Below are 24,904 nucleotides of genomic sequence, written 5' to 3'. Positions count from 1 at the left end.
ACGGTAAAGGTGGGAACAAAGGAATTGAGGCTACGATTAAAGCTGGTAAGTATTCATTTTATTGTTTTGTTAATGTTAAGTGTAAGTTTTGTCATATATGTACCAAAAGAAGTATATGGATCCACGACAAACTTAGAAGGTCTAGGTGATATATCGCGTTATAATGCAGTTGTCTTTGGTAACCATAAAGCAATAGGTGGCGACATTGAAGGAGCAACTGCAGTTCAAGGTGATATGGATGCATCGGGGTATACAATTGTAGGTGCTGCAGCGGGAACATCTAATATAGTAGGTGAAAAATGGGTTGATGAGGGATATCCGTCCTTGTTGTTGTCTGGAAAATTTAAGAAATCAAGAGAAGAATCTTTTATCATTCAAAACGGAATAGTAGTAATGACAAAAGAGAGTGATCCAGATCGCATCATACAATCCTCTTATGATCGTATCGTTTATAAAGAAAAACTAGAAATTGACGCGAAATTTAATGAATTTCGCAATATAGTGAACCAAGTCAGTAAAAATGCAGGTCAATATAAAACAAATACCCCAATTCCAAATATGAGTCATGGAATCGGAAAAGATATAAACAATCCTAATATTTATGTTTCATCAGAATTGACAGGGGAAATTAATTTAGATATAAGAGATGTATTTTTACCAAATGCTAAGGACAAAGATTTTATTGTTATGTATTCGGATGCAACAGAGGTTACATTTAAAAATGGGTCTATTCTATATGACACGAACAATATTGGAAGGGCTACAGATATAGTTCCTACATCACAACCATATTCTCCTAATTCCCCGTTTACTGAGCTATATGGGAAAGTGATTTGGGTTTTTCCAAATGCGAAAAAAATTATAACAGAGGGATATGGTGTCGTTGGTAGTGTGTTTGCCCCCAATGCTGTATTAGAAACAAAAGGCGGTTCGATTAATGGACAAGCATTTGTCGGTGCGGTACAACAAACTGGTGGATTTGAATTTCACAATTTCAAATTTAACTGGCAACATTGGAACAAGCCTAGTACTGGAAAAGTAAAAATAAAAAAAGTGGATAGTAATAATGATAATAAAAAATTGGTCGGAGCAAAGTTTCATATAGAAGATTCAAATAAAAAAGTAGTTGGAGAACTAGTAACAAATGAAGAAGGAGAAGCGATATCAAAAGACTTACCAAAAGGAAACTATACCCTTGTAGAAATAGAAGCGCCAAAAGACTATGAATTATTAAAAGATAAAATAGCTGTAAAAATAGAAAAAGATGCAGTAGTAGAAATTAAAATAGGAAATAAGAAATTGCCAGATCCAAGGGGAAAAATGAAGTTAGTGAAAGTAGACATAAGTGATAAAAATAAAAAGCTAGCAGGGGCAAAGTTTCATATAGAAGATCCAAAAGGAAAAATAGTTGGAGAACTAGTAACAAATGAAGAAGGAGAAGCGATATCAAAAGACTTACCAAAAGGAAACTATACCTTAGTGGAAGTAGAAGCACCTAAAGGTTACGAATTATTAAAAGAAAAAATAACTGTAAAAATAGAAAAAGATACAGTAGTAGAAATTAAAATAGAAAATAAGAAATTGCCAGATCCGACTGGGCAATTTGAAATTGAAAAAGTTGATGATAAGGATAGTGAATTAAAGCTAAAAGGCGCTGTATTTCAAGTGTTAGATAAAGAAGGGAAAGAAGTTAGTAGATTAATAACGGATGAAAAAGGAAAGGTAATTTCCAACCAATTAGCAATTGGAAAGTATACGATTAAAGAAATAAAAGCACCGAACGGATACATGTTACTTAGGGATCCAATAGAAATAGAAATTACAGAAGCAGTAAAGACACAAAAAATAACAGTAAAAAATGCGAAGAATAATTGGGTAATTCCTAATACTGGTGGGAGCGGAACAACAATTTTTTACGTAATTGGTATTATGCTAATGTTTGCTGTGCTATATTTCTGTAAGAAAAATCGTATATTATGAACTAATTTTATAGAGTTAGACAGATCGTTGCGTTAGAGAGTTTTTAGGACGTGAGTTCGGTATTGTACTGGACTCATGTTACTAAATTTTGAAGGAGGAAGGATAATAGTAAACATAGAATATATTAATGAATTAAAATATTTAAGAGGTGAACATGGTGGCGATAAAACAAGACGAAATTAAAGTAGTTGTCGGAGCTGGAGTGTTTAATAATAATCCAGGTTGGATTCAAACGCAAGAAGATGAACTTAACTTACTAGATAAAGCTACGTGGGAAGGAAGATTTGAATACAACTCTATTTCAGCTATTTTAGCTGAGCATGTATGGGAACACCTTACTTTTGAAGAAGGTGTAAGAGCAGCTGAAATTTGTTATGAATTTTTAAAACCATCTGGTCATATTCGGTGCGGAGTCCCTGATGCATTCTTTCAGGATGAGGCATATCAAAATATAGTTCAAATAGGGGGACCCGGTCCGAAAGATCATCCAGCAGCAAGTCATAAAATCGTTCATAATTATATAACATTAACGAAAATGTTTGAAACTGCTGGATTCGAGGTAGTTTTACTTGAATATTGTGATGAAAATGGTCGGTTTTATTACAACGAATGGGATGCAAACGACGGTGTTATTTTCCGTTCGAAAAGGTATGATTCTAGAAATAAAGGCGATAAACTTGGTTTTCCATCGCTAATTGTCGATGCGATTAAGCGTTAATCATTCAACAAAACAGGAGTTAATCCTATGATTTCATAAGTCGCAAATGCGGCTTTTTTATTTGTACGCAAATCTATATTTAATTTTCAATATTATATAACTCGATTTAGAAAATATTTAAGTTTTTCTCAGCACCATTCACTTTAAATTAACACTTCGCTGACATAAATATTTATTTTATATTTATATTCGTGTAAAATGAGATGAGAACATATATTCTATATAAGGAGGCAATTAAAATGATAGCTGAAATTGGGAAACTAACTGGTGGATATATTGTAAAATTTGAACGCGAATTTCCATATACGGTAGAGGAAGTTTGGTCTGTATTAACAGAAAACAGTAAGCTGAAAAAATGGATGTCCAATTTACAGATTGAAAGCCTTAAAACTGGTGGAATAATAAAGTTCGACATGATGGACGGTTCATTCATAAACATTGATATTTTAGAGTGTCAACTAAACTCAGTACTTGAATTTACTTGGGATAAAGACCGTGTCCGATTTGAAATACATAAAGAGGAAAATGGTACTCTTTTATTCCTAAAAGAGTACATTCATGAATTAACAGATCATACACCGAGAGATATAGCTGGTTGGCATATTTGTTTAAATCTTTTTTCTTACGTTTTAGAAGGAGAAGAGAAAGAATTTTCTAAAGATGAATGGCAACAGTGGTTTGAAATATACAAGGATAAGATTCATGAAGTGAGAGGATAATTGCATAATAGGTAATATTCATTATGTAATTATTATATTGTAAAAATGCTTTTGTGAATAAATAAGAATAGAGGTTAATATGAAAGTAAATCAATTAATTGCTAATAACATAAATAAATTAGATGCAACTATACCGTTTAATAAATCGTTTGGAATTGCTGGTTTATCTGGATCGGGTAAAACAACTTTTTGCCAAACAATTGGTGAAGAATCAAAAAAACGATTAGTTTCTTTATTGCCAAAGGCTGAATATCAATATTTATTTCCTAACATTATGGAAACAAATTTTAGTGCCATTAAGATGGAAGAAATACCTTTAGTACTTTTTCTAGGAAAATCATCGATTTCGTCTAATCCGCGTTCAACGATTGGTACTCATACTGGTGTTTTTACAGAGGTTCGGGAAAAACTTGCTGAGGTATTTAATCTTTCTCCAGAGGTCTTTTCATTTAATAATCAATTAGGCTGGTGTACTGGTTGTAAAGGCCGTGGTACTACAAAAAATGTTGAGTGTAAAAAATGTAAGGGAAAACGTTATAGTGAAGAAATTGAACAACATGAAATTGATTTGTTGGACAAGCCACATTCAATCTCAAATATTAATGATTTAAGTATTGAATCTATTCTTTCACTAGCAAAAGAGTTAAATATTAGTGAAGAAAAACAGCATATACTGCAAAATATTATTAATATGAACATTGGTTATTTAACATTAAATCGAATTATGGGTACGTTATCAGGTGGAGAGTTAACACGACTTTATTTGGCCGAATTCATGGCAGTAAGTGAAAATGCTGTAATTATTATTGATGAGATTTCAGTTGGACTTGATCATGAAACTTTATTACAAATTTTAGAAGAGATTAAACGATTAGGGTGTAAAAATCAAATTTGGCTTATTGATCATTCAGATACAGTACTAGATACAACTGATGAGCAATTGTTCTTTGGACCTGGTAGCGGAAAATATGGCGGGAAAATTGTGGAAGAATCACCAAGACCAAAGTCAATACTGTGGGATCGAAATAAAGAAATACCAACAGAATATTATACATTCTATGATTTATATTGCCGTAATATCCAAATGGCTGAGTTTCAAATTCCTAAAAACAGGCTTGTAACAGTTACAGGAGAATCAGGATGTGGGAAATCTACACTTGTCAACGAATGTCTAGCTACAGATTTTTTGAAACGATATCCAAAAGATAAATTAGTTATGGTAGGACAAGACCGAAATCAATCAATTACAAGTCGATCAACTGTAGCAACTTTCCTAGATATTAAAAAGAAACTGACAAAGTATAGTGAAGACATTGATGATATTTTTGAGCGCTCGATTGAGGATATTATTGATGAACTTCCAAATGAAGATATCGCTTATAAACGTTTGAGCCTACTAATTAAATTAGGGCTTGGCTATTTAACATTAGAGAGAAAAACACAAACATTATCGACAGGTGAGTTTCAATGTGTTCATTTAGTTTCGGAATTATTTGCAAACACTAGAAATCCACATACATTATTTATTTTTGATGAGCCTTCAAAAGGTTTATCACAAAATATTTTAAATCAATTTATCGATAGTATTAGAGGTATTCTGCAAGATGAATCAGTTTCGATCATTATGATTGAGCATAATCGTTACATGTTAGAAAGCTCTGATTATATAGTTGATTTTGGAAAAAGGCAGAATGAATCTATAGAGCATTTGGATGTTGTCAATCATGAGGATTACTATCGTCAAAAAAGTAATGTGAATAGCACAGAGAAAATACACATCTCTTCAATGCTTAAGCAGAAAAAAGGGGTTCACTATTTAGAAGAAAATCATATTAACTATTTTAAAAATGCCGAAAATATTTATAAGGGCGGTATTTTAAAAAGTTTATCATCAATGGCTAGGTTAATTTATGGTGAATATGAATCTAATACAATCGCACCTGTTATTGCTATTAATCTTGAAAGACATTTATATAGTCAATATAGTTTCTTATATGAGATTGGTGGATTAATTAATCATATTGTAGCTGCTCATCCAATTAATAAAGATACGAGAAGTTTTGATTTCTATTCACAGGACAATCATTGTCCATCTTGTTCTGGACGTCTTCAAATTGAAGTTTTTGATAAAGATATTGCCATTCAAGATAAAAGTGTTCCATTTTGGGATGGGCTATTCGATCCAGAAATCATGAAGGTATTAAAATTTTATCAGCATGAAAAAATAGAATTTCTATTCGAAGAAATAAAAAATGAGCTTGGTCACGATTTGTCAAAGAGCTATAATGATATGTCAGAAGAAGAAAAGCATACGTTTTGGTACGGGTATTTTGAAAAATCATTTTATGATAAAAAAGGAAAGACACGCAGAACATGGGTAGGATTTAATACAATTATTGGTGGATATATTGTTATTTCAAAAGCACCTATTAAAGAAGAAATTAAAAGTTCAAAAAAAATGATGAAATGTCCAATTTGCGAGGGGACGGTTTTAAATCATCATAAACCACTTAAATTTGGTAACGTAGATATTCGTGAAATAATCAATCAGCCTATTAATGAAGTATTGAAAACAGTTGGTGATTTACCGACACTTGTTAAATTGAAATCTATTGTTGGTGGCGATATGGTATTGACAGAAGATGTTTCTTTATTGCCAAGAAAAGCACAAGTTGCATTGAAAATGTTTGAATTAGAACAAGCAAGCTTTTCAAACTATGAAATGGTGTTACAAAATGTTTTACCATTCTGGGGTGAAATAAAAGGAAATATCGAATCCATTAGTGTTAATAATCAAGTAACTGTTTGTGATTTCCCTAATGTTTATGAAACGAGAGAAAACATTATAAATAAGTATTTCACAAATGGTAAATATAAAAAACTTACGTATGTATACGAAGCGTTTGGATACAAAAAAATATTTACCCAAATTAATAAAATTAAAAAAAGTAATCCATGTCCATTTTGTAAAGGTAAGAAAGTGATAACCGAAGATAATCTACATGATGGTGTCTTTAAACTAACAATTCCATGTGTAACTTGTAATGCAAGTGGTATTAATGACGAAGGGTTAAAAGAAGTTGTCGAGGGCGTGGATGTACAAACGTGGTTAACTGGAAAAGTAAGTGATGTTGTGAATGAAAGCGTATTAACAGAAGCTGTTGGGCAAATACCAATTTTTAATCGTATTCGTGAGTTGGATAAACGAGATATGATGGCGGTTTATGAATGTCTTGAGAAAAATAACTAGTGATGGATTGTCAATTGCAGTAGTCATAAAAACAGGAATATAGGTTTTTAATTATATAAATATAACATGTTAAATTGTTATTTAAATCGTTAAAAATAGTTGACCCTCACATAATGTCATTGTTTATGATGAAGTTGAGCTTCAAAGTAGATGTAACTTATAGGAGGAAATCATGTTTAAAATAGGGGATTTTTCGAAACTATCTTCCATTAGTATACGTATGTTGAGACACTACGATAAAGTGGAATTATTACAACCAGTAAAAGTCGATGAGCAGAGTGGATATCGATTTTATTCAGCTGACCAATTAAAAAAGGTAAATCAAATTCAAACATTAAAAGCTATGGGGTTTAATATTGCTACCATCAAAGAAATAATAGAATGCGATAATGTAGATAGCATAAAAGAGCAATTTTTAAATCGTAGTGCTCAAATTAAAGAAGACATGAATAACCTCCAAAAACAATTACGTCTCCTCGAAGACTCAATGAAAACGATGAGAGAGGATGTTGTTGAGATGAATTATCATGTTTCAATAAAAGAAATTCCAGAAAGAACTGTAGCTAGTGTTAGAAAGATTATTCCATCGTATAATTGCGAAGGTGATTTATGGAGTGTATTAATGCAAGAAATTCAAATGAAAAATATTAGTATTGCCCATCCGAGTTATAGTATTGCGGTTTTCCATGATCGTGAATACAAAGAAAATGATGTAGATATAGAAATACAGCTAAGTATTCTAGGTAAGCACGAAAATACAAAAGACGTTACATTTAAAAATATGAAATCAACCAATGTAGCTTCTATAACAGTTAATGGAAGTTATGAACAGATGACAGCTGTAAATGAGGCTGCGGCAAAATGGATTGAGACAGAAGGTTACAAATTAGCAGGCCCGATGTTTAATATTTATCATGTGAGCCCAGCGATGGAATCGGATCCTAATAAGTGGGTTACAGAAGTTTGTTATCCAGTTAAATAATGATAAAGAAAAAAGGCATTAATTATATGCCTTTTTTCTTTGGAAACTTATCCATAAATATCAAGACAAATTACTTCGAGATTCGATTCGTCAACTACTAGCACAATTTTATTTGCAAATGTACAAAATGAGCGGATTGTAATGAATCATCTAAAAACCAACCAGTTGGTACTAAAGTAATGTAATCATCTATTTGGAAATTTCAGCAATGTTTAAATGAGCAACAAAAGCCGCCGTAATAAGGGGCTTTTGTCTTAAATAATTTAATGATATGTGTACCCTCCATCAGGAAACAATACATTACCCGTAGTAAAACTATTTTGCATTAAATATAGAACAGTATGTGCAATTTCATTATTATGGCCAGGCCTTTTTACAAGAGAAAGAGATTTATAAGATTCATAAGCAGCTAGTCTATTTTCGTTTTGTTCATTCTCTCTTTGTATTGTTCCAGGAGAAACAACATTAACTCTAATAGGAGCTAATTCTACAGCTAAAGCTTTCCCTAAACTTTCAATAGCACCATTGCAAGCTCCATAAGCAGGTGCCCCTTTAAGTGGTCTTTGACTAAATGCACCAGACATTAACACAATCGATCCAGAGTTTGAAAGAAAAGGAATTGCATATTTTACGGCATAATATTGAGGCCAAAACTTTCCGATGAAGCTACTTTCAGCAATTTCCTCTGTAGAGGTAATCGGTCCAAGTGTGTAAGAGGCTCCCGGTGTGAATAAATGATCAAAGTTCCCAACTATCTTGAAAAAATTTTGTAATTGCTCTTTATTTTGATTATCCAATATATAAGTTTGAAGATGATTGTTATTTATTACTTCTCGAGCAACTTTTAATTTTTCTTCCGAGCGTCCGGCAATAATAACATGTGCACCTTGTTTAATTGCTTGTGTTGCTGTTGCTAATCCAATACCAGAACTCCCGCCAATAATAACGATACGACTATCTTTTAATGTAGTAATAGACATATTTTAGCCACTCCTTTAATAAAAAAATTAGAATATAACTGCTATGCTTTTATTATTCGCTAAAAGGTAGCAAGTGAAAAGTACGCACTTTGTATGTACATAGTCGCAAATTTCGTACTAATCGCTATACATGCGGATAAGTAATAGGAAAAATTTCTAAATATGGTTTATCCCGCATTAACGGGCAGTAAAACTCCCACCTCAAAGTTAGGAAAATGTAAGGAAGTTAGGTAAGAGATCAATTGCCCGTAAAAGCCCGATTGGTTCAACTAATAATCAGTGTGGGATGAACAAAACCCCCACTGATTAAAGTTTCACTTTATGATATCTGAGGAGAGGTGAGAAAAATGGATTTACAAGAACCGAAGTTAAAAGGAGTAATAGCAACATTACAAATAATCGGTGGGAAATGGAAGCCACTCATTTTATTTATTTTGCTAACAGATGGAACGAAACGTTTTGGTGAATTAAAGAAATTAATACCAGATATATCTCAAGGGACGTTAGCAAAGCAATTACGTGAATTAGAGCAAGATCAACTAATAAAACGCGAAATTTATCAAGAAATACCACCTAAAGTAGAATATAGCTTAACTGAACATGGAAAAACAGTCAGTACTGTTTTGGATAGTATGTGTAGTTGGGGAAGAGGGCATTTAGAATATATAGATAAAGATAAACCATAAAAATGTTATGTAAACTTATTATAGTGTGAAGGGAAGTATTGTTTTAATAATTTGTATTTTATAATATATAATTAAGGAGTGTCGTAGGTTATTATACATATTTAATTTATTTTTACAAAGGGGAAGTAATAAGATGAACGAATTAGAGTATAAAAGCTTCTATGATAAAGTAGGAAGATTAAATGGATGGGATTTTAGCAAAATAAAATGTGAAACTGTAGGAGATACATGGGACTTTTATAGTGAGGTAAAAGAAAGGTGTAAACCATCACATATTTTACTTGATGTTGGTACAGGCGGAGGAGAAAATGTACTTAACATAGCATCATCAGCTAAATTGTTGATTGGAATTGATAATTCTAACGGCATGATTGAAACGGCACATTCTAACTTGAAAAAATCAGGTGTACAAAATGTTGAGTTTCTTCAAATGGGTTCTGAAGCTTTAACATTTCCACATGCACATTTTGATATTACTTCAAGTTGTCATGCCCCATTTCTGGCATCTGAGTTAGCAAAAGTAATGAAAAAGGGTGCCTTTTTCTTAACACAACAAGTAAGTGAGAATGATAAATTAAACCTGAAAGAAGCATTTGGTAGAGGACAATGCTTAGGTGAACGGGATGGTACTTTAAAAGAAAAGTATATGAATGAACTTATTAGTGCAGGATTTGATCTCGTGCAAGTACGTGAATATGATGTTACTGATTATTACAGTAGGTCTGAAGATCTCATTTTCTTATTAAAACATACTCCTATTATTCCTAGATTTGGAGAACAGGAAGAGGATTTTACTATTTTACAAAAGTTCATTGATACGTATAGTTCTGAAAAAGGGATTCGTACTAATTCAAAAAGATTTATGATTATTGCTGTAAAACCTTAATGTATTTTATCGTAAAAGTTGCTTTTCATTTAAGGAAAGGCAGCTTTTTTATATGGAAACAATGCAGGGGAAATTTGAAAAAATAGAAATAAGTAAAGTGTTAATTAAAAACCGAAATATGGAGGATATTTGTTTTGAAACGTTAGTGTACTAGCAATAAAAGAAGCTAACATATTCATACTAAAGTTGTAGTTTCTATATGAAAAATCCATCCTTCCGTTTGATTTTATCTATTTATAAGTGTAATACAATACGAATAGATAATAAGAAATGAGGGGGAATGTAAAGTGATTACACATATATCAGATATAAAACTACAAACGGTTTCCATAGAAGGGGTAAAACAAGTTTATAAGGACATATTATCTTTTCCAATAAAAAAAGAAACAACATCCTTCATTCAATTTGAAGTAACACCTTATACAACAATTAGTTTTCAAGAAGTGTATGAACCAATTGCACCTGCACATTTTGCTTTTGAAATCCCATATTCAAAATTCCATGAAACAGCAAGATGGTTAAAGGACTCTGGATTACTCATTGTAAAATGGCAAAATGGAAATGTAATTGGTGAAGAGAATGGTCTATTCAATTTATACTTTAAAGACGGAGATGGAAATCTACTCGAAATTATCGCACATAGTTATGTTAAAGAGGATGTATTAGTACCACACTCACCTTTAAACATTTTATACGTAAGGGAAATTGGTCTTCCTGTTAAAAGTGTACCTGTTTTTACGGAATGGTTAAAATCAAATCTAAATATGAAAACGATGGAAGATGGGGATATTTTTAACTTTGTTATAGGTGGCACTGCATATATCGTCGCGACTTGGTGGCAGCGACCTTGGATTCCAATCGCGATGAAAGCTCTATCACCGAAAGTATACGTTTCTTTCGGAACACCAGACGTCGCATTTTTACAGCGAATCCAAAATAACTTTAAGAAAAATAGTGTATCATTTGAATGTAAACGTAATGAAGTATCATTTATTGAGCAAGGATATACATTTTCAATTGTGCATACATCAGAGTTTCATTCGGATATTCCTAAACAATTAAACTTACCGCTTTCTATTTAAGGATGGAAAGCGATAAGTTTTTTGTATATTCGTGAAGAAGGTTTTAGCTAGGATTATAGTGAATTTAAAGAGAAGTATAAGGTGTTATTCTAATTTATGTTAAGGGGGGAAATAAAGTGGTTTTAGGTAATCCAATTGCAAAAGGGAATACAGCAGAAATTTATTTAACTGATGATAAGGTTGTAAAATTATTGAAAGATTACCTCCCAGATACAGAGTCTATGAATGAAGCAAAAAAACAAAAATATGCGTATTCATGTGGGTTGCCAGTTCCAAACGTATTTGAAGTGAAAAAGATACAAAATAGACAGGCAATTATTATGGAACATGTAAAAGGGGACAACATTGGTGATCTTCTGCTTAATAATTTAAATGAGGCAGAGCGTTATATCAGCCTTTGTGTTAATGAGCAAAAAAAGATCCATGCTATACATGTGAATACAGATGAAATGGAGTTAATGAGGGGAAGGTTAGAGCGTCAAATTAAATCTGTGCATAAATTGGATGAACGCAAAAAGAAGGATATATTACAAAAATTAGATTTTATTACATTTGATTTTAGGCTATGTCATGGAGATTTTCATCCATTTAATTTGATTTTGAGTAAGGAAGAGAAAGTGAAAGTTATAGATTGGGTAGATGCTAGTTCAGGTGATATTCGCGCAGATGTATTTCGAACATACTTGTTGTACTCACAATCTTCGGTAGAATTAGCTGAGATGTATTTACATATATATTGCAGTCGTACCGGCATATCAAGAGATGAAGTTTTTCAATGGGCTCCTATTATTATTGCAGCTAGATTTTCTGAAAAAGTATCACCGCAAAATGAAGTGTATTTGAGAAGATTATTGAATCAGTATTTATAAGTCATAAAAAAGGTTGTCAGCTAATTAATAAATGCTGTTGTTTAACCAAAGTTTCCTTGCAGTTAAACAACAGCATTCTTAAATATTGATATAGGTATTCTTATTTTCGATCTTCATCCTATAAAGGTTCATAATCCGTACTTGTTCCTCCGTTAATTCTTCTTTATCCCAATACATATGCATTAAGCTATATTCAAAAATCTCCTTTAATTTAATAAATAACGGAAACTTGTCTTTCATCTCTTTTGGTAGCTCATTTTCCTCTTGGTAGCCTTCAAATAGTGCTTTTGTAATAGAATACTCATAGTCAACGATATTCCCATTTCCAGCAAATGAATATTCTATCGCACTATAAATAGGAACGGCTAAATCGAATATGTAAAAATGTTTTTCGCAGTCTTGAAAATCTATCATTGTTAAGTTTGAATTATTTTCGACTAAAATGTTTTCTAACCATAAATCTCCGTGTATTAAGCCGTAATTTGAAGGGGATTTTGGTAGCTCTTTTATGGAAGTTAAAACGTCAGATGCAATTTCTCTTATTGTATTTTCTTCTTTAGGGATATATTTAAGAAAATTATATTCTTCATTTTCATACCAATCGTTTATATGTTTTACTGGTTTAATCTTTTCAAAGCTTTTAGATATACGATGTAATTTTCCAATTTGTTTACCAAGTTTTTTAAATATATTAGAATTCCATTCAGACCTTGGTAAATGTATACCAGGAGCAGCTTTATATAATACAGCAAAAATCTCCTTGTCTAATGTGAATTTTTCTACAAAATTCCCTTGTAATGAAGGGATTATTGGTGGAACACCTAAACCATTTTGATATAAAAAATTTGTATATAAAACTTCCTCTATCTGTTCTTCATATGTTTTGTAGTTTGTAATTCTACTGAAGTATGTACCTTGTTCTGTAAGACATTCATACATCTCATTTGTTATTGGCTTAATGTTAATAAAATTCAACGGATACTGTTCATTTATGAATTGAAGTATTTCTTTTTTTAGCTTGTTCATTGAAACGTCCTTTCCAAACCTTAATTTTTTAACTTGGGAATTAAAAGAATTTTATTTTATAAAATTCGTGTTTAATTTTTGAAATCCTTTAAAATGAAATATGATGTAAATTGACCTTTAATAATTAGTAAGGTGTTGCCAACATACTCATTAACGCTAAATTGAAAAATGAATAGAAGGTATGACAAAATAAGATAGATGAAAAAATATAAAATTAATACTTATATATAGATTATAAAGACTTTAGAGAAAGGCTCATGTTATAAAACACAAGAAATATCAAAAGAAAGAAACGCACTTCTCCTATACTTTTAAATAAGGAGTGAAGGAAATGAATGAACATATACAGCAGATGATTAATTGGATTGAGAGCAATTTAAAAAAGAGATTTTCATTAGATGAATTATCTCGTTACATGGGGTATTCTCCTTATTATTGCTCTTTTAAATTTCATCAAGTAACGGGTTTCAGTATTAGACGTTATATTCTTCTTAGAAGGTTGTATTTATCTACGGAAGATTTAAAGAAAGGTAGGAAGATAATTGAGGTAGCGTTGGATTACGATTACTCTTCCCAAGAGGCTTATAGTAGAGCTTTCAAAAATGTTTTTGGAATGAATCCAAGAGAATACCAACTTAACAAAATGCCTATTCAATCATTTGTTAAACTAAATTTAAATAAAGAAGGGGTGTTTAAAATGAATATTTCTAGAAAAATAGAGGTTGAACAGTTACGAAATAGGAAGAGTGAGCTATTTGATAAAGAGGTACTTAACATATTAAATGGTCAAGTTATGTATGAAGAATTTAAAAACGAAAAGCTAATGGGTGATTCTGATTATGCACCATTTAATGAGGCAATGTGTGTGAACTCGGCTACTACTCAAGTTTTTAATGAAGAGTTTATTAAAACAAGAGCGAAAGGACATAACAGTTCAGTAGAAAGTTATATAAAAAAGGTTATAGATCCGTTAGAAAACCTTTTTACGAAAAAGTATAAATGTATTGTTCTATGGTTTGGTGAAGATATGTTTTGCCAAATGAACCTACTTACCATACTTTCTCACCTTGAACAGTCTGCTTATGAAGGGAAGGTATACTTAAATAGCTTTAGAGAGGATGAATTTAAAGTAAATCAAATTGAACTTGAATTGGGGAATTATTCTTCTATATACAATGAAGTATTAGTAAACCATAAAAAGACCTCTCATAAGGTACCACCTGTAATGTATCAGGCTATAGACTTATTTTTAGAAATGTTAACAGAAGATAATGCAGTAATGAAATTCATCTCTAAAAATAAAGATTTATCAACTCGTGAATTATTAATAAAGTTGTTTTATCTTTTTCCAACAATCGGATATGGAGATACTCAGTACATAGAGCTGATTAATAAAATAAAGAAGAAAGCTACACCAAAAATATAGGTGCAGCTTTCTTCTTATAATTGCTCAAGTAATTCTAATTCTTTTTCTACAAATAGCATTAGTTCTTTAATTGTTTCACCAGAAAAATCAAAACGAATACCGGCTGCATCATACACTTCTTTTATAGATTGCGAGCTTCCTAGTGATAATGCCTTTTTATAATTTTCTAGTGCTTGCTTAGGTTCCTCTTTATATTGTTTATACATTTGTAATGCACCAAGTTGGGCGATTGCATATTCAATATAATAAAATGGTACTTCAAAAATATGGAGTACAGGTAACCAACTCGTTGCTATCCAGTTTTCGTAGCCATCAATATGTATGACGCTAGACTGATAATGTTTTTGAAGTTGTAAGTATTTTTCATTTCTTTCTTCAGAAGTATGACTTGGATTTTCATACAGCCAGTGTTGAAATTGATCGACAATAAGCATAACAGGTAAATATGAAATAACATCTTTAAAGAAGTTAATTTTTGCTTGTTTTAAATCTTTTTTGTCTGTATAGAATGTATCCCAATAATGAAGCGAGAATAACTCCATTGTCATACTGGCTAGCTCAGCTGTTTCAGCTGGAATTTCTATATACTGTCGTAATTTTAATGGTTTTATGAGTTCGTTATGAATACTATGACCCATTTCATGTATAAAAGTGACAATATCATCTTGTGTATAATTTAAGTTCATAAAAATATAAGATAATTGTGAAGCTGGTAAGTACTCACAAAAGCCACCAGCTGCTTTTCCTTTGCGGCTTGTTAAATCAAGACAATTGTGTTTATACATTCGGTTTAAAAGTGCTGAAAATTCAACATCTAGTTTATTAAAGATATGAGTGCTCTTTTCAATTAAATCATTTTCATTTGCAATAGGTTTAAGTACTTTTTGATCTGGAGTTACAGCTGATACATCCCACGGGCGAAGCGTATCCAATTGCAGTTTTTCTTTTTTCTCTAGCAATATTTTATCTTTAAGAGGCACAACATACTTACGTATGGATTCAGCTAGTTCATAGCAATCTTTCGTTGAATAATCAAAACGCTCGTATTTTTTGAACATATAATCGCGATAATTCTCTAGTTGAATATTTTTTGCTTTTTGATGGCGAATTTCAATTAATTGATTTAATATGTTTTGGAGTTCTTTTTCAACAGATAAAAATTGTTCAGAAATAATGGTTTTTGCCTTTTTACGGGTGTCACGATTCGAATCTTGTAAATAGGATTGTAATTCTGTTATCGTTTTTTCTTCTCCGTCCCAAATTCCACTTAATCCTCCAGTGATTTCAAAGTACTCTGTGATTAATTTGTCTTCCTTTATTTCTAATTCGATATTTTCCTCACAAAATAACTTTTGAGCATTTTTTATTTTTGTATCTAATAAACCATATACGTTAGAATCTAATTCCATTCGAAAAGGTGACTCTAAATATTTATTATCCAATAAATTTTGGTACCGCTTTAAAAGTGGCTTTACAAATTGTTGATCATGTTCAAAAGTATCCTTTATTTCTTCATCATCCGTATTACATTGAAAGGCGATGTAATGTGATTTTACTTGTTCTTCGATGTCCCAAATTACTTTTGACTGCTCTTTTAACCAATTTTCAAGGTCTAGTTTTGAAGAAATCATTTTATTTAATAAAGTCGAAAGAGTTTTTTCCAATTGTAGTACATTACTAATATCAATCGTATTTACACGTTGCATTATATATCCCTCACTTTTTATTTATTCATGGAGATATTCTATTTATTAATTGTAATTCCCTTGTTAAGTGGGGAAAATGTGAAATAATGTTAAATTTAATAATTAAAAAAGGTATTTATATGTCAAAGTAAAAATATCGTAAATGAAAATGTGTGGAGGGGTGCTACATGAGAAAGGGAAAGAAGTTACTTGTATTATTATTTCCATTTGCTTTATTATGTGCCTGTGAGAATGACATTGAAGATGCTAAAAGTGAAGATTCTATAGTGATGGATATTGCCACAGCAGCGATAAAGGAGGAATCTTTTTTTAGTGCTGCTATAAGAGATGAAAAAGAAAGGATAGTAGATTTAGAGATTGCTGATAGCGAAGATAGTAACGAAATAAAAAATGATATTAATAAAAGGTTGGCGATACAAGGTGTAATGGCTTATAAAATCAATATAACTCAAAGAAATAGAGAAGTTGTAAAGGCAGAGAGTAGATGGAATCAAGTTTTTGGACATATATTTGATGACGCATTCAGAAAAAACGGATATGAAGGGTTTAGTATTCAGCAAATAAATTATATAAAGAATCAACCTGTTACCATTGATATAAAAACTAAGATTAGCGATGATGAAGTAGGGGCGAGAGAACTTGGACAGAAAATAGAAAAAGAAGTTGAAGGTGTACTTAAAACAGAAGCAGTAAAGAAATGGATTGAAAATGATTCATATGCTATTGGGATTTACGATATAGATGATCGGAAAATTAACTAATTGAGGAATGAATGCTATATGAATAGAAAACCGATGGAATCAAATATAGAATTGCTGGAGGAGGTGTAATATGTATAAGTATTTACATATTTTAAATGACATTGAAAATAAGATTCAAAATGGAGATATAAAAGAAGGAAAGAAATTACCGTCTATACGGTCACTCGTTACGCAATATGAATGTAATAAGGCAACAGTTATACGTGCGCTTCATGAATTAGAAAAGCGTCACATTATATATTCTGTCCCTCAAAGTGGATACTACGTTGTTAAGAAATCTGGGAGTACCATAGAAAATAACGAGATAATTGATTTCGCTTCTTCAGCACCAGATCCAGATGTTTTCCCATATTTAGATTTTCAGCATTGCATTAATAAGGCTATTGATACTTATAAAAATGATTTGTTCGTATACGGAACACCGAAAGGGTTACCATCTTTAATTCCAGTCATTCAAAAACAGTTGGCAAATTATCAAGTGTTCACGAAAGAAGACAATATTTTTATAACATCAGGTGTGCAGCAGGCGCTTGCTATATTAACTTCTATACCATTTCCGAATGGAAATGAAACTGTATTAATTGAACAGCCAACATATCATCTATATATTGATTATCTAGAAATAAATAAAGTTCCTGTAATCGGTATTAAACGTACGAATGAAGGTATCGATTTGAATGAATTGGAGCAAATATTTCAAACTGGAAAAATAAAATTCTTTTATACGATACCGAGATATCATCATCCGCTTGGAACTTCTTATTCTAAAGATGAGAAAGAAAAAATCGCACTATTGGCTAAGAAATACAATGTATTTATAGTGGAAGATGATTATTTAGCAGATTTAGAAACTGATTCAAAAGCAGATCCGTTATATAGCTTGGATAATTATAGTCATATCATATATTTGAAAAGTTATTCGAAGATTATTTTTCCTGGTTTACGGGTTGGAGTTGCAGTCATCCCACCATCCATTGCAAATGCGTTCTATACATACAAAAAGATACTAGATATTGATAGTCCAATGATTTCTCAAGCGGCTTTAGAAATTTATATAAAGAGCGGTATGTTTGAACGTCATAAAAGTAAAATTAATTCTTCCTACTACAATAGATCAATAAAACTAGCAGAAACATTAGAAAAAGTGCAAAATGAAGATCAATCATTATTTACATATAATAGACAAAACACATTTGGAATACACACTTGTTTAGAAATGCAGAAAAACACAGTTACAGAAACACTTATACAAAAATTAGGTGACATGCAAATAAGTGTCGATACTATTGATAAGAATTATATGAGGAATTTTCCTAAAGAAAAACTATTAAAATTAAATGTTTCGAATGTAAAAGAAGATAAGATTGAAGAAGGTATTCGTAAAGTAATTGAGGAAATCAAGCAATTAAGACAGTTTAATTTTCAGTTTAGAAAAGAATAATTTGAATTAGGAGGTTCGTTGTGAGGCGCAAAATCATTCTCTTGTTTGTATGTAGCGCTATAGTGGCAGGTGCAATTGTTGTGATTACATATTATAAAAAAGAGGATCAATGCATAGCAGTTGCTAAGTATTCAAGAGGTATTATCGTAGATCAAAATAACGAACCTATATTTAATGTGAAAATATATGAAGATTCAATTGAAAGTAAGGAACGCAGTATTTCAAATGCACAAGGTGAATTTGAAATACTAGATGGGGTTTGTGGTGAGATTGTTTTACAATTAGTTACTCCTGATAGAGAAATCTATACGAGAAAATATGGTAGGAAGTATATACCAGAAGTAATAAAGCTGAATTATAAAAATAAAAGTGAATAAGATGAAACCATTACAGAGAAAAGTAGCAGTTGTGGCCGGAGCAATTATATATGTAATTGGATAATTATATATTTTTTAAGAGCACTCTTAGCAAAGAGTGCTCTTTTTCATCAATGTAAATATTTACTTATCATCTTTTTAAAGTGATTTTTATCATAATTTACATATTGCATAGCTGTATTTCGTATTGGATCTCCAGCATAAAATCTTTCATACAATTCGTGTCTAGATCCTAAGGGGCTTCCGATGGTATCCCAGGCTAACTTAAATAATTTTGTGCGTTGTTCGGCATCTATATTAGTTCCTTTAAAGTACTTTTTCAATAAATCAGCTATAGGACTCTGGAAGTCATTTGAGCTCGAAGGAAGTTGAATGAACCCACCTGCTCCAATTAATTGTAAAATTTCTATTGCACGGGGATAATATTTGGAACCAAGATTCCTTGCAGTTTCGATATATTTAAAATTCGGCAAATAAGTTTTCGTTTCATTTGTAGTACCTTCAACTTCAGCAGCAATTAAAAGTGCGCGAATTGTTTCGATTTGCATAATTAATTCCCCAAGCTTCTCTTGAACATGCAAATAAGTAGTAGCACCGATCGCTTCAGCAATTTCACAAGCAATTGCAGTTATAAATTCTAGTTTTACTACTAATCGTACAATTGCTTGATGATAAGCTAAACTACTAGAAGCTATATCTGACTTTAATTTCCATAATGCTTCAGGGTTGTTATACAGTAAGACACGTTCCCATGGTACAAATACATTATCAAAGATTAATAGTGCATCCATTTCATCGTACTGTGAGCTAAGAGGGGAATCAACTGTACTTGAGTTTGCATTCGCAAATGGTTCTCTACAAACCATATGTAATCCAGGGGAATTGGCTGCCACAATGAGAAAGTGAGCTAAATCTTTTTGAGTATCAGTCAGTTTTGCTAATGGATAGATTAATAAATCATTTGAATAAGGAGAAGCAGTACCTACCATTTTTGCACCATTTAAATAAATTCCATCAGAAGTTTCCTTCGTAACTCTTAGTAACCCTAAATTTTTTGCATTCAATATTGATTCTGTAGAACGATTTATTTGTGGGTCACGTTGAACTACACTTAAGAACAAGTGATTATCTCTCGCTTTTTCATAATAAGATGTAATTTTATCTGGAAACTGTGCATCGAATTTTTTATAAAAATATCTTGATACGTACCAGCCAGTAAGTCTCGATCTTGCATAATCAGATAATCTACTCATTACACCGTCTGTAGCATAACTCCACGTTTCAAATGCAGTTCTTCTCATTAATAATTCATTATAGGAATTCGGAACTAAAAATGCAGTATGAACAAATTCTTTCGTTTTTGGGCTCACATATCCAATAGAATCTCTTCGTATGGGGTCATCAAACAATGTAAATAAATTAGAAATGGTACTTAATGTACCTGCAAAATGTTTGTCTGTAGTTACATCTACTTTTTGTCCATAGAGCCAAACGTTACGACCATCTTGTAAGCTCTTTATATAGTAATCCTTCAAATTTTGCATATTTCCTCCTTTTAAAGGCTACTCATATATTTGTACATCTTTTAATGGTGGGGAATATACGTGAAATGTTATTGCTGTTGAATCTGTAGCGTTATACATTTTATGCACAGTATCTTTTTTTACTGTGAAAATATTTCCCTCTGTAAACTCTTCAATCCGCTCGCTATTATTTTCGTACGTTATATTTTGTAGCGTACCATTGACTATTAGTATACATCCTACAGATATTCCGTGATCGTGCACAAAAGTCTTTGCTTTGCTGGGGAATTTTAATACTAAAATCTCTACAAATTCAGACTGATAGATAACGTTCCTTCCGTATTCAAGATTAACTGGTGAAGTAATAAAAGGAGATATTTTATGAAGTGAAATATTTAATGATTGAATAGCGTGTATTAAATTGACCGTATCGTAGTTACATAGGTTATTAAACGTTTTTTGTATGTTATGAATCAATTGCATGTAAAACTTCCTCCTAAGCATGTACAGTAAAAGAAAACCTAATCTAATATTATATAGTGAGTATTGAATTACATAATATTGTATTGAAACATTTCCAAAAAGTGACTTCTTTTACTTAGGAAGTTTATTCAATTTGAAAATTGTGGTAATTCGTTCCGTTAAAATGATATGCTTGAACTATATATTTTTTATCCCGTTAAATCCCGACTGGTGAGGGCTGATAATCAGTGAAGGATGAACAAAACCCCCACTGATTAAAGTTTCACTTTATTGGAAAGGTGATGAAATAAATGGCAGTTCTTTTAGTGGAAAATCTATATCAAATGTCTATTGTTTTACTGATTTTATGTTCATTTTGTTTTTATAGATATTTAAAGAAAATAAAAAGGGAAAGAAAGCTTACAGGTTTTGAAATTACGATGTATATCGTGACACAACTTGCGTATTTCATTTGGGCGGCAACAACTTTTCTTAAAATGTTATCAGAATAGTAATTTTAAAGTATTAGACGCTGAACAGAAATGTACAGGAGCATTAAAGGTATAAACTTGGGCAAGGGTAATTTATCATCTATTAGGTAAATAAATTTAGTCGAAATCTAGATGGATAACAATATTACTTATAACATCTTTATAAAAAGAGAGGATATAAATGGAACAATATAAGTTAATTGTAAAAGGGCCTAAACAACTTGAGTGGGAAACAAATGAAATTAAGGACATACAGGACGATGAAATTATCGTTAAAACAATCGCAGGAGCGATAAGCATTGGGGCCGAGTTACCACAGTATAATGGATCCGATGTTACAGATACGAATCCTTTTTATCCAAGAAAAACTGGATATGAAAGTTATGGTGAAGTGATTCAAGTTGGTAATAAAGTAACACATGTAAACGTAGGCGATAAAGTAGTTTCTTTTTATGGACATGAAACGATAGGGATAGTTAAGGGTTATAAAGTAATTCGAGTGCCTAGTTCTATACAACCTAAAGTTGCTTTATTATCTATTCTTTCGTGTGATGCCGCTAAAGGAGTATTGAAACTAAACCCGCGACAGGATGAAAAAGTACTTATAACTGGAATGGGAGTTATTGGTTTACTCGCTTGTTATTTCTTAAAATACTATGTAGGCGTTGAGCACGTGGATGTTGTTGAGCCTAATAAAAATAGAAAAGATTTTGCAAAGAAGTTTGGTGCGAAAAACATATATGATTCAGAAGAGAAAATAATAGAAACATATAATTATGGTTTTGAATGTTCTGCTACAAATAGTGGGTTCCATACTTTGCAAAAAGCTCTTAAAACTAATGGTGAAATATGTATACTGTCTGATGGTAATATAGAAGAACTAACATTAATTGCTAACTTTTATCAGAAAGAATTGCAAATCATTGGATCAAGTGACGGATACGATTATCAAAAGCATGCAGATTGGTTTTTTAAAGAAATAGGAAAAACACCATTTATAGAAGAGATCTTTCAACATGAAATACATTATACTTCACTCATAGAATGCTTTGATGAATTGAGTTTAGGGATAATTAAACCATTAAAAGTATATGTTTCATATGAATAACGAAAAAAATAAGCAAATATTTGTCACATACCTTACAAATGTTTCGTCACATTTATGATTACTAAATGAGGAGGAACATATATGAAAATATTTGTAGCAGGTGCAACTGGTGTAATAGGACGTTCTTTATTGCCAATGTTAATAAAAAATGGGCATACAGTTTTTGCGATGATCCGTAATACTTCGCAAGTAGAAGCAATGAAAAAGATTGGTGCCATACCAGTAATAGCTGATGTATTTAATAGAAAGGCTGTATTTTCTGTATTAGAAGAAACAAATCCCGATGTAGTTATTCATCAATTAACGTCATTGTCTTCATGGAATTTTGAGGATAATGCAAAAATTAGAACAAAAGGCACTCGTAACCTTGTCGATGCCGCTAAAAATGTAGGGGTACAGAAAATAATCGCTCAAAGTATTTCATGGGCGTATGAATCAGGGGATACATTTGCGACTGAAAAAGACTCACTACATATTACTGCTTCTATGCCTCGGCAAGTCACTGTTAATGGCATATTGAAATTAGAAAAAGCTGTTACTGAGTTACCTGAATCGGTTATACTTCGTTACGGCACATTATACGGACCAGGAACATGGTATGCGGAAAACGGATTAATAGCAAATCAAGTTCGTAATAATGAAATTATCGCATCAGACGGGATAAGCTCGTTTATACATGTTGAAGATGCTGCAAGAGCTACTATGCTAGCCCTTAATTGGCCTTCAGGAATCGTAAATATTGTAGATAATTATCCAGCAACTAGTAAAGAATGGTTACCAATATATGCAGCAGCGATAGGGGCACCTCAGCCTAAAGTTCAAGATGGGAAAAATAGTTGGGAAAGAGGAGCTTCCAATAATAAGGCACGTAAAGAGTATGGATGGACACCTTTATTTCCATCATGGTCTGAAGGATTTAACAACTTAATAGGTAAGTAAAACACACCTTTGATGGGAATGATAGTAAAATACACCATTAAAGGATTGGGTAGTTATGAATATAATTTTGGAAAGTATTATATTAACTTTTACTGGAATAATTGTTTTGAAAATGACAGGTAGTACATCTGTGAGCCAAATGACAAGAGCTGAAATCATTATAGTTGTATCAATTGGCCGTATTATTGTAGAACCTGTATTAAGTAGAAAAGTAGTCCCATCTATATTTGCGGCTATCATATTTGCAAGCATATTACTTATCATTCATTTCTTTGAATTGAAATCAAGGAAGGTGGAACAATTTTTAAATGGAAGTAGCATTATAATTGTTGAAAACGGAGAGATTGTAAAAGAGAATTTGATGCAGGCAAAAATGTCGGAACAACAACTTTATATGGAATTAAGAGAAAAAGGGATTCATGACGTAAAGAGTTTACAGCAAGTTACAGCGGAACCGAATGGTCGTATTGGTTATCAATTAATAAAAGAAGCACAACCAATAACTTTAGAAATGTTAGAAAAAGTATTAGATCGGTACAATATAAAAAGATAATTTCTCGTGAGAAAAAGCCAATACTATAACGGAAGTATTGGCTTTTTTATTTTTCTACAAACGTAAGGATTAATAAAATAGGGTGGATTTTAAACCAATCATTATAATAGATATAGGCTTATAATTGTGCTATATTCAATGGACTTATAGTGAATGTGGTAAAAAACTAATTTGGCATAGGTAGACGCAGCGTTAAAATTTATAAGTTTTTAATGTGATACTAAAAATGGATTGAAAATAAGGAGATAGATACATAATGGAATTTTGGGAATCAAGTTTTATCGAAAAACAAACGATGTGGGGATTTGAACCTACAGAATCTGCAATTTTGACAAAAGATTTTTTTCTTGAAAAGAACGTTAAGAATATATTAGTTCCGGGTATTGGATATGGAAGAAATGCAAAGGTTTTTATCGATAATGGTATAAATGTAACAGGTATTGAAATTTCGAAAACAGCGATCGATTTAGCAAGAGAAAACGGACTAGAAGATGTTAGTATGTATCACGGTTCAGTAAACGAAATGCCTTTTGATAATAAACTGTATGATGGGATATTTAGTCATGCACTTCTTCATTTGTTGAATGAACAGGAAAGAGAGAAATTTATTGAAGATTGTTATAATCAGTTAAAACCAGGCGGATATATGGTTTTTACAACTGTTTCTAAAAAAGCTCCCATGTACGGAAAAGGAAAACAGTTGGATAAAGATTATTATGAGATAATGGAAGGTGTAAAAATGTTCTTTTATGATTCTGAATCTATAAAAAAAGATTTTAATCAATATAGATTAGTAAAAGTTTCGGAAATTGATGAACCAAATAAGAACATGGCAAATAAACCTTCAATCAATTTCTTAATGATAAAATGTAAGAAAGAACGATAACTAAAAGTTATTAAGAATGATTAAAGATGTTTATATATTGATTATGCACAAAT

The 24,904-nt window shown here is 31.5% G+C and carries 23 protein-coding genes; 18 read left to right on the top strand and 5 right to left on the bottom strand.

Annotation, left to right across the window (positions count from 1 at the left end):
• Positions 1-24 precede the first annotated feature (24 nt).
• The 5 genes from DN400_RS17740 to DN400_RS17720 all read left to right on the top strand — a co-directional run bounded on the left by DN400_RS17740 (position 25) and on the right by DN400_RS17720 (position 7,649).
• Positions 25-1,980, top strand: coding sequence for an MSCRAMM family protein (locus DN400_RS17740; protein ID WP_147801796.1), 1,956 nt, complete (start codon positions 25-27; stop codon positions 1,978-1,980).
• A 154-nt stretch (positions 1,981-2,134) separates the two neighbouring features.
• On the top strand, positions 2,135-2,698 hold the full coding sequence (locus DN400_RS17735; RefSeq protein ID WP_000225731.1) for a class I SAM-dependent methyltransferase: 564 nt from the start codon (positions 2,135-2,137) through the stop codon (positions 2,696-2,698).
• A 239-nt stretch (positions 2,699-2,937) separates the two neighbouring features.
• The gene (locus DN400_RS17730) at positions 2,938-3,417 is read left to right on the top strand and encodes an SRPBCC family protein (RefSeq protein WP_016512802.1); all 480 of its coding nucleotides are present in this window, start codon (positions 2,938-2,940) and stop codon (positions 3,415-3,417) included.
• Between the two features lie 79 nt (positions 3,418-3,496).
• A complete protein-coding gene (locus DN400_RS17725; protein ID WP_098256086.1) occupies positions 3,497-6,667 on the top strand; it encodes an ATP-binding cassette domain-containing protein in 3,171 nt (1,056 codons plus the stop codon).
• Positions 6,668-6,839: 172 nt separating this feature from the next.
• Complete coding sequence (locus DN400_RS17720; protein WP_000472642.1) at positions 6,840-7,649, top strand: MerR family transcriptional regulator; 810 nt, start codon at positions 6,840-6,842, stop codon at positions 7,647-7,649.
• A gap of 263 nt (positions 7,650-7,912) precedes the next feature.
• Here DN400_RS17720 and DN400_RS17715 read toward each other — a convergent pair whose 3' ends face one another.
• Complete coding sequence (locus DN400_RS17715) at positions 7,913-8,629, bottom strand: SDR family oxidoreductase (RefSeq protein ID WP_016512798.1); 717 nt, start codon at positions 8,627-8,629, stop codon at positions 7,913-7,915.
• Positions 8,630-8,976: 347 nt separating this feature from the next.
• On the opposite strand from DN400_RS17715, the gene DN400_RS17710 reads away from it, so the two are divergent.
• The 4 genes from DN400_RS17710 (at position 8,977) to DN400_RS17695 (ending at position 12,152) form a co-directional block, all read left to right on the top strand.
• The gene (locus DN400_RS17710; protein ID WP_000365523.1) at positions 8,977-9,315 is read left to right on the top strand and encodes a winged helix-turn-helix transcriptional regulator; all 339 of its coding nucleotides are present in this window, start codon (positions 8,977-8,979) and stop codon (positions 9,313-9,315) included.
• A gap of 133 nt (positions 9,316-9,448) precedes the next feature.
• Positions 9,449-10,201: a class I SAM-dependent methyltransferase gene (locus tag DN400_RS17705; RefSeq protein ID WP_090976669.1), complete on the top strand. Its 753-nt coding sequence runs from the start codon at positions 9,449-9,451 to the stop codon at positions 10,199-10,201.
• A 287-nt stretch (positions 10,202-10,488) separates the two neighbouring features.
• Complete coding sequence (locus DN400_RS17700) at positions 10,489-11,283, top strand: VOC family protein (RefSeq protein ID WP_097912803.1); 795 nt, start codon at positions 10,489-10,491, stop codon at positions 11,281-11,283.
• 116 nt (positions 11,284-11,399) lie between these two features.
• Positions 11,400-12,152: an aminoglycoside phosphotransferase family protein gene (locus DN400_RS17695; protein ID WP_016512795.1), complete on the top strand. Its 753-nt coding sequence runs from the start codon at positions 11,400-11,402 to the stop codon at positions 12,150-12,152.
• Between the two features lie 78 nt (positions 12,153-12,230).
• Here the strand turns inward: DN400_RS17695 and DN400_RS17690 are convergent, their stop codons facing one another.
• Positions 12,231-13,178 (bottom strand): phosphotransferase enzyme family protein, encoded by a 948-nt coding sequence (locus DN400_RS17690; protein WP_097912801.1) that lies wholly within the window; start codon positions 13,176-13,178, stop codon positions 12,231-12,233.
• 331 nt (positions 13,179-13,509) lie between these two features.
• Between DN400_RS17690 and DN400_RS17685 the strand changes: the two genes are divergently transcribed.
• Positions 13,510-14,604, top strand: coding sequence for a helix-turn-helix domain-containing protein (locus DN400_RS17685; RefSeq protein ID WP_098256087.1), 1,095 nt, complete (start codon positions 13,510-13,512; stop codon positions 14,602-14,604).
• 14 nt (positions 14,605-14,618) lie between these two features.
• Here the strand turns inward: DN400_RS17685 and DN400_RS17680 are convergent, their stop codons facing one another.
• Entirely contained in the window at positions 14,619-16,310 is a 1,692-nt protein-coding gene (locus DN400_RS17680) for a M3 family oligoendopeptidase (RefSeq protein WP_098256088.1), read from the bottom strand.
• A 167-nt stretch (positions 16,311-16,477) separates the two neighbouring features.
• Here DN400_RS17680 and DN400_RS17675 point away from each other — a divergent pair, with 167 nt between their 5' ends.
• From DN400_RS17675 to DN400_RS17665, 3 genes are all read left to right on the top strand, one after another.
• Positions 16,478-17,071 carry a DUF4030 domain-containing protein gene (locus tag DN400_RS17675; RefSeq protein ID WP_098256089.1) on the top strand — a complete coding sequence of 198 codons (594 nt, stop codon included), beginning with the start codon at positions 16,478-16,480 and terminating at the stop codon, positions 17,069-17,071.
• Between the two features lie 70 nt (positions 17,072-17,141).
• A complete protein-coding gene (locus DN400_RS17670) occupies positions 17,142-18,512 on the top strand; it encodes an aminotransferase-like domain-containing protein (RefSeq protein ID WP_098256090.1) in 1,371 nt (456 codons plus the stop codon).
• A 20-nt stretch (positions 18,513-18,532) separates the two neighbouring features.
• Positions 18,533-18,889 carry a serine/threonine protein kinase gene (locus tag DN400_RS17665; RefSeq protein ID WP_098256091.1) on the top strand — a complete coding sequence of 119 codons (357 nt, stop codon included), beginning with the start codon at positions 18,533-18,535 and terminating at the stop codon, positions 18,887-18,889.
• 110 nt (positions 18,890-18,999) lie between these two features.
• Here DN400_RS17665 and DN400_RS17660 read toward each other — a convergent pair whose 3' ends face one another.
• Together DN400_RS17660 and DN400_RS17655 are read right to left on the bottom strand one after the other, a co-directional pair.
• Entirely contained in the window at positions 19,000-20,433 is a 1,434-nt protein-coding gene (locus DN400_RS17660) for a 4-hydroxyphenylacetate 3-hydroxylase family protein (RefSeq protein ID WP_061660659.1), read from the bottom strand.
• An 18-nt stretch (positions 20,434-20,451) separates the two neighbouring features.
• On the bottom strand, positions 20,452-20,895 hold the full coding sequence (locus DN400_RS17655; RefSeq protein WP_001176002.1) for a cysteine dioxygenase: 444 nt from the start codon (positions 20,893-20,895) through the stop codon (positions 20,452-20,454).
• A gap of 290 nt (positions 20,896-21,185) precedes the next feature.
• Here DN400_RS17655 and DN400_RS17650 point away from each other — a divergent pair, with 290 nt between their 5' ends.
• The 5 genes from DN400_RS17650 (at position 21,186) to DN400_RS17630 (ending at position 24,851) form a co-directional block, all read left to right on the top strand.
• Positions 21,186-21,386 carry a hypothetical protein gene (locus DN400_RS17650; protein WP_000279697.1) on the top strand — a complete coding sequence of 67 codons (201 nt, stop codon included), beginning with the start codon at positions 21,186-21,188 and terminating at the stop codon, positions 21,384-21,386.
• A 160-nt stretch (positions 21,387-21,546) separates the two neighbouring features.
• Complete coding sequence (locus tag DN400_RS17645; RefSeq protein ID WP_016512790.1) at positions 21,547-22,473, top strand: zinc-dependent alcohol dehydrogenase; 927 nt, start codon at positions 21,547-21,549, stop codon at positions 22,471-22,473.
• A gap of 81 nt (positions 22,474-22,554) precedes the next feature.
• Positions 22,555-23,412 (top strand): NAD-dependent epimerase/dehydratase family protein, encoded by an 858-nt coding sequence (locus tag DN400_RS17640; protein ID WP_072938510.1) that lies wholly within the window; start codon positions 22,555-22,557, stop codon positions 23,410-23,412.
• A 55-nt stretch (positions 23,413-23,467) separates the two neighbouring features.
• Positions 23,468-23,965: a DUF421 domain-containing protein gene (locus tag DN400_RS17635; protein ID WP_001021414.1), complete on the top strand. Its 498-nt coding sequence runs from the start codon at positions 23,468-23,470 to the stop codon at positions 23,963-23,965.
• Positions 23,966-24,221: 256 nt separating this feature from the next.
• Complete coding sequence (locus tag DN400_RS17630; protein ID WP_000397611.1) at positions 24,222-24,851, top strand: class I SAM-dependent methyltransferase; 630 nt, start codon at positions 24,222-24,224, stop codon at positions 24,849-24,851.
• The last annotated feature ends 53 nt before the right edge of the window (positions 24,852-24,904 follow it).

The sequence above is a fragment of the Bacillus sp. AR8-1 genome, assembly GCF_008042345.1.
GTDB lineage: Bacteria > Bacillota > Bacilli > Bacillales > Bacillaceae_G > Bacillus_A > Bacillus_A cereus.
This window is presented reverse-complemented; position numbering and strand designations above follow the sequence as displayed.

Excerpts from the sequence above, each read along its gene's own strand:
- DN400_RS17630 (WP_000397611.1), top strand. The coding sequence starts at position 24,222 with ATGGAATTTTGGGAATCAAGTTTTATCGAAAAACAAACGATGTGGGGA.
- DN400_RS17680 (WP_098256088.1), bottom strand. The coding sequence starts at position 16,310 with ATGCAACGTGTAAATACGATTGATATTAGTAATGTACTACAATTGGAA.
- DN400_RS17670 (WP_098256090.1), top strand. The coding sequence starts at position 17,142 with ATGTATAAGTATTTACATATTTTAAATGACATTGAAAATAAGATTCAA.
- DN400_RS17655 (WP_001176002.1), bottom strand. The coding sequence starts at position 20,895 with ATGCAATTGATTCATAACATACAAAAAACGTTTAATAACCTATGTAAC.
- DN400_RS17635 (WP_001021414.1), top strand. The coding sequence starts at position 23,468 with ATGAATATAATTTTGGAAAGTATTATATTAACTTTTACTGGAATAATT.
- DN400_RS17725 (WP_098256086.1), top strand. The coding sequence starts at position 3,497 with ATGAAAGTAAATCAATTAATTGCTAATAACATAAATAAATTAGATGCA.
- DN400_RS17640 (WP_072938510.1), top strand. The coding sequence starts at position 22,555 with ATGAAAATATTTGTAGCAGGTGCAACTGGTGTAATAGGACGTTCTTTA.
- DN400_RS17685 (WP_098256087.1), top strand. The coding sequence starts at position 13,510 with ATGAATGAACATATACAGCAGATGATTAATTGGATTGAGAGCAATTTA.
- DN400_RS17715 (WP_016512798.1), bottom strand. The coding sequence starts at position 8,629 with ATGTCTATTACTACATTAAAAGATAGTCGTATCGTTATTATTGGCGGG.
- DN400_RS17660 (WP_061660659.1), bottom strand. The coding sequence starts at position 20,433 with ATGCAAAATTTGAAGGATTACTATATAAAGAGCTTACAAGATGGTCGT.
- DN400_RS17650 (WP_000279697.1), top strand. The coding sequence starts at position 21,186 with ATGGCAGTTCTTTTAGTGGAAAATCTATATCAAATGTCTATTGTTTTA.
- DN400_RS17710 (WP_000365523.1), top strand. The coding sequence starts at position 8,977 with ATGGATTTACAAGAACCGAAGTTAAAAGGAGTAATAGCAACATTACAA.
- DN400_RS17645 (WP_016512790.1), top strand. The coding sequence starts at position 21,547 with ATGGAACAATATAAGTTAATTGTAAAAGGGCCTAAACAACTTGAGTGG.
- DN400_RS17735 (WP_000225731.1), top strand. The coding sequence starts at position 2,135 with ATGGTGGCGATAAAACAAGACGAAATTAAAGTAGTTGTCGGAGCTGGA.
- DN400_RS17705 (WP_090976669.1), top strand. The coding sequence starts at position 9,449 with ATGAACGAATTAGAGTATAAAAGCTTCTATGATAAAGTAGGAAGATTA.
- DN400_RS17720 (WP_000472642.1), top strand. The coding sequence starts at position 6,840 with ATGTTTAAAATAGGGGATTTTTCGAAACTATCTTCCATTAGTATACGT.
- DN400_RS17690 (WP_097912801.1), bottom strand. The coding sequence starts at position 13,178 with ATGAACAAGCTAAAAAAAGAAATACTTCAATTCATAAATGAACAGTAT.
- DN400_RS17730 (WP_016512802.1), top strand. The coding sequence starts at position 2,938 with ATGATAGCTGAAATTGGGAAACTAACTGGTGGATATATTGTAAAATTT.
- DN400_RS17675 (WP_098256089.1), top strand. The coding sequence starts at position 16,478 with ATGAGAAAGGGAAAGAAGTTACTTGTATTATTATTTCCATTTGCTTTA.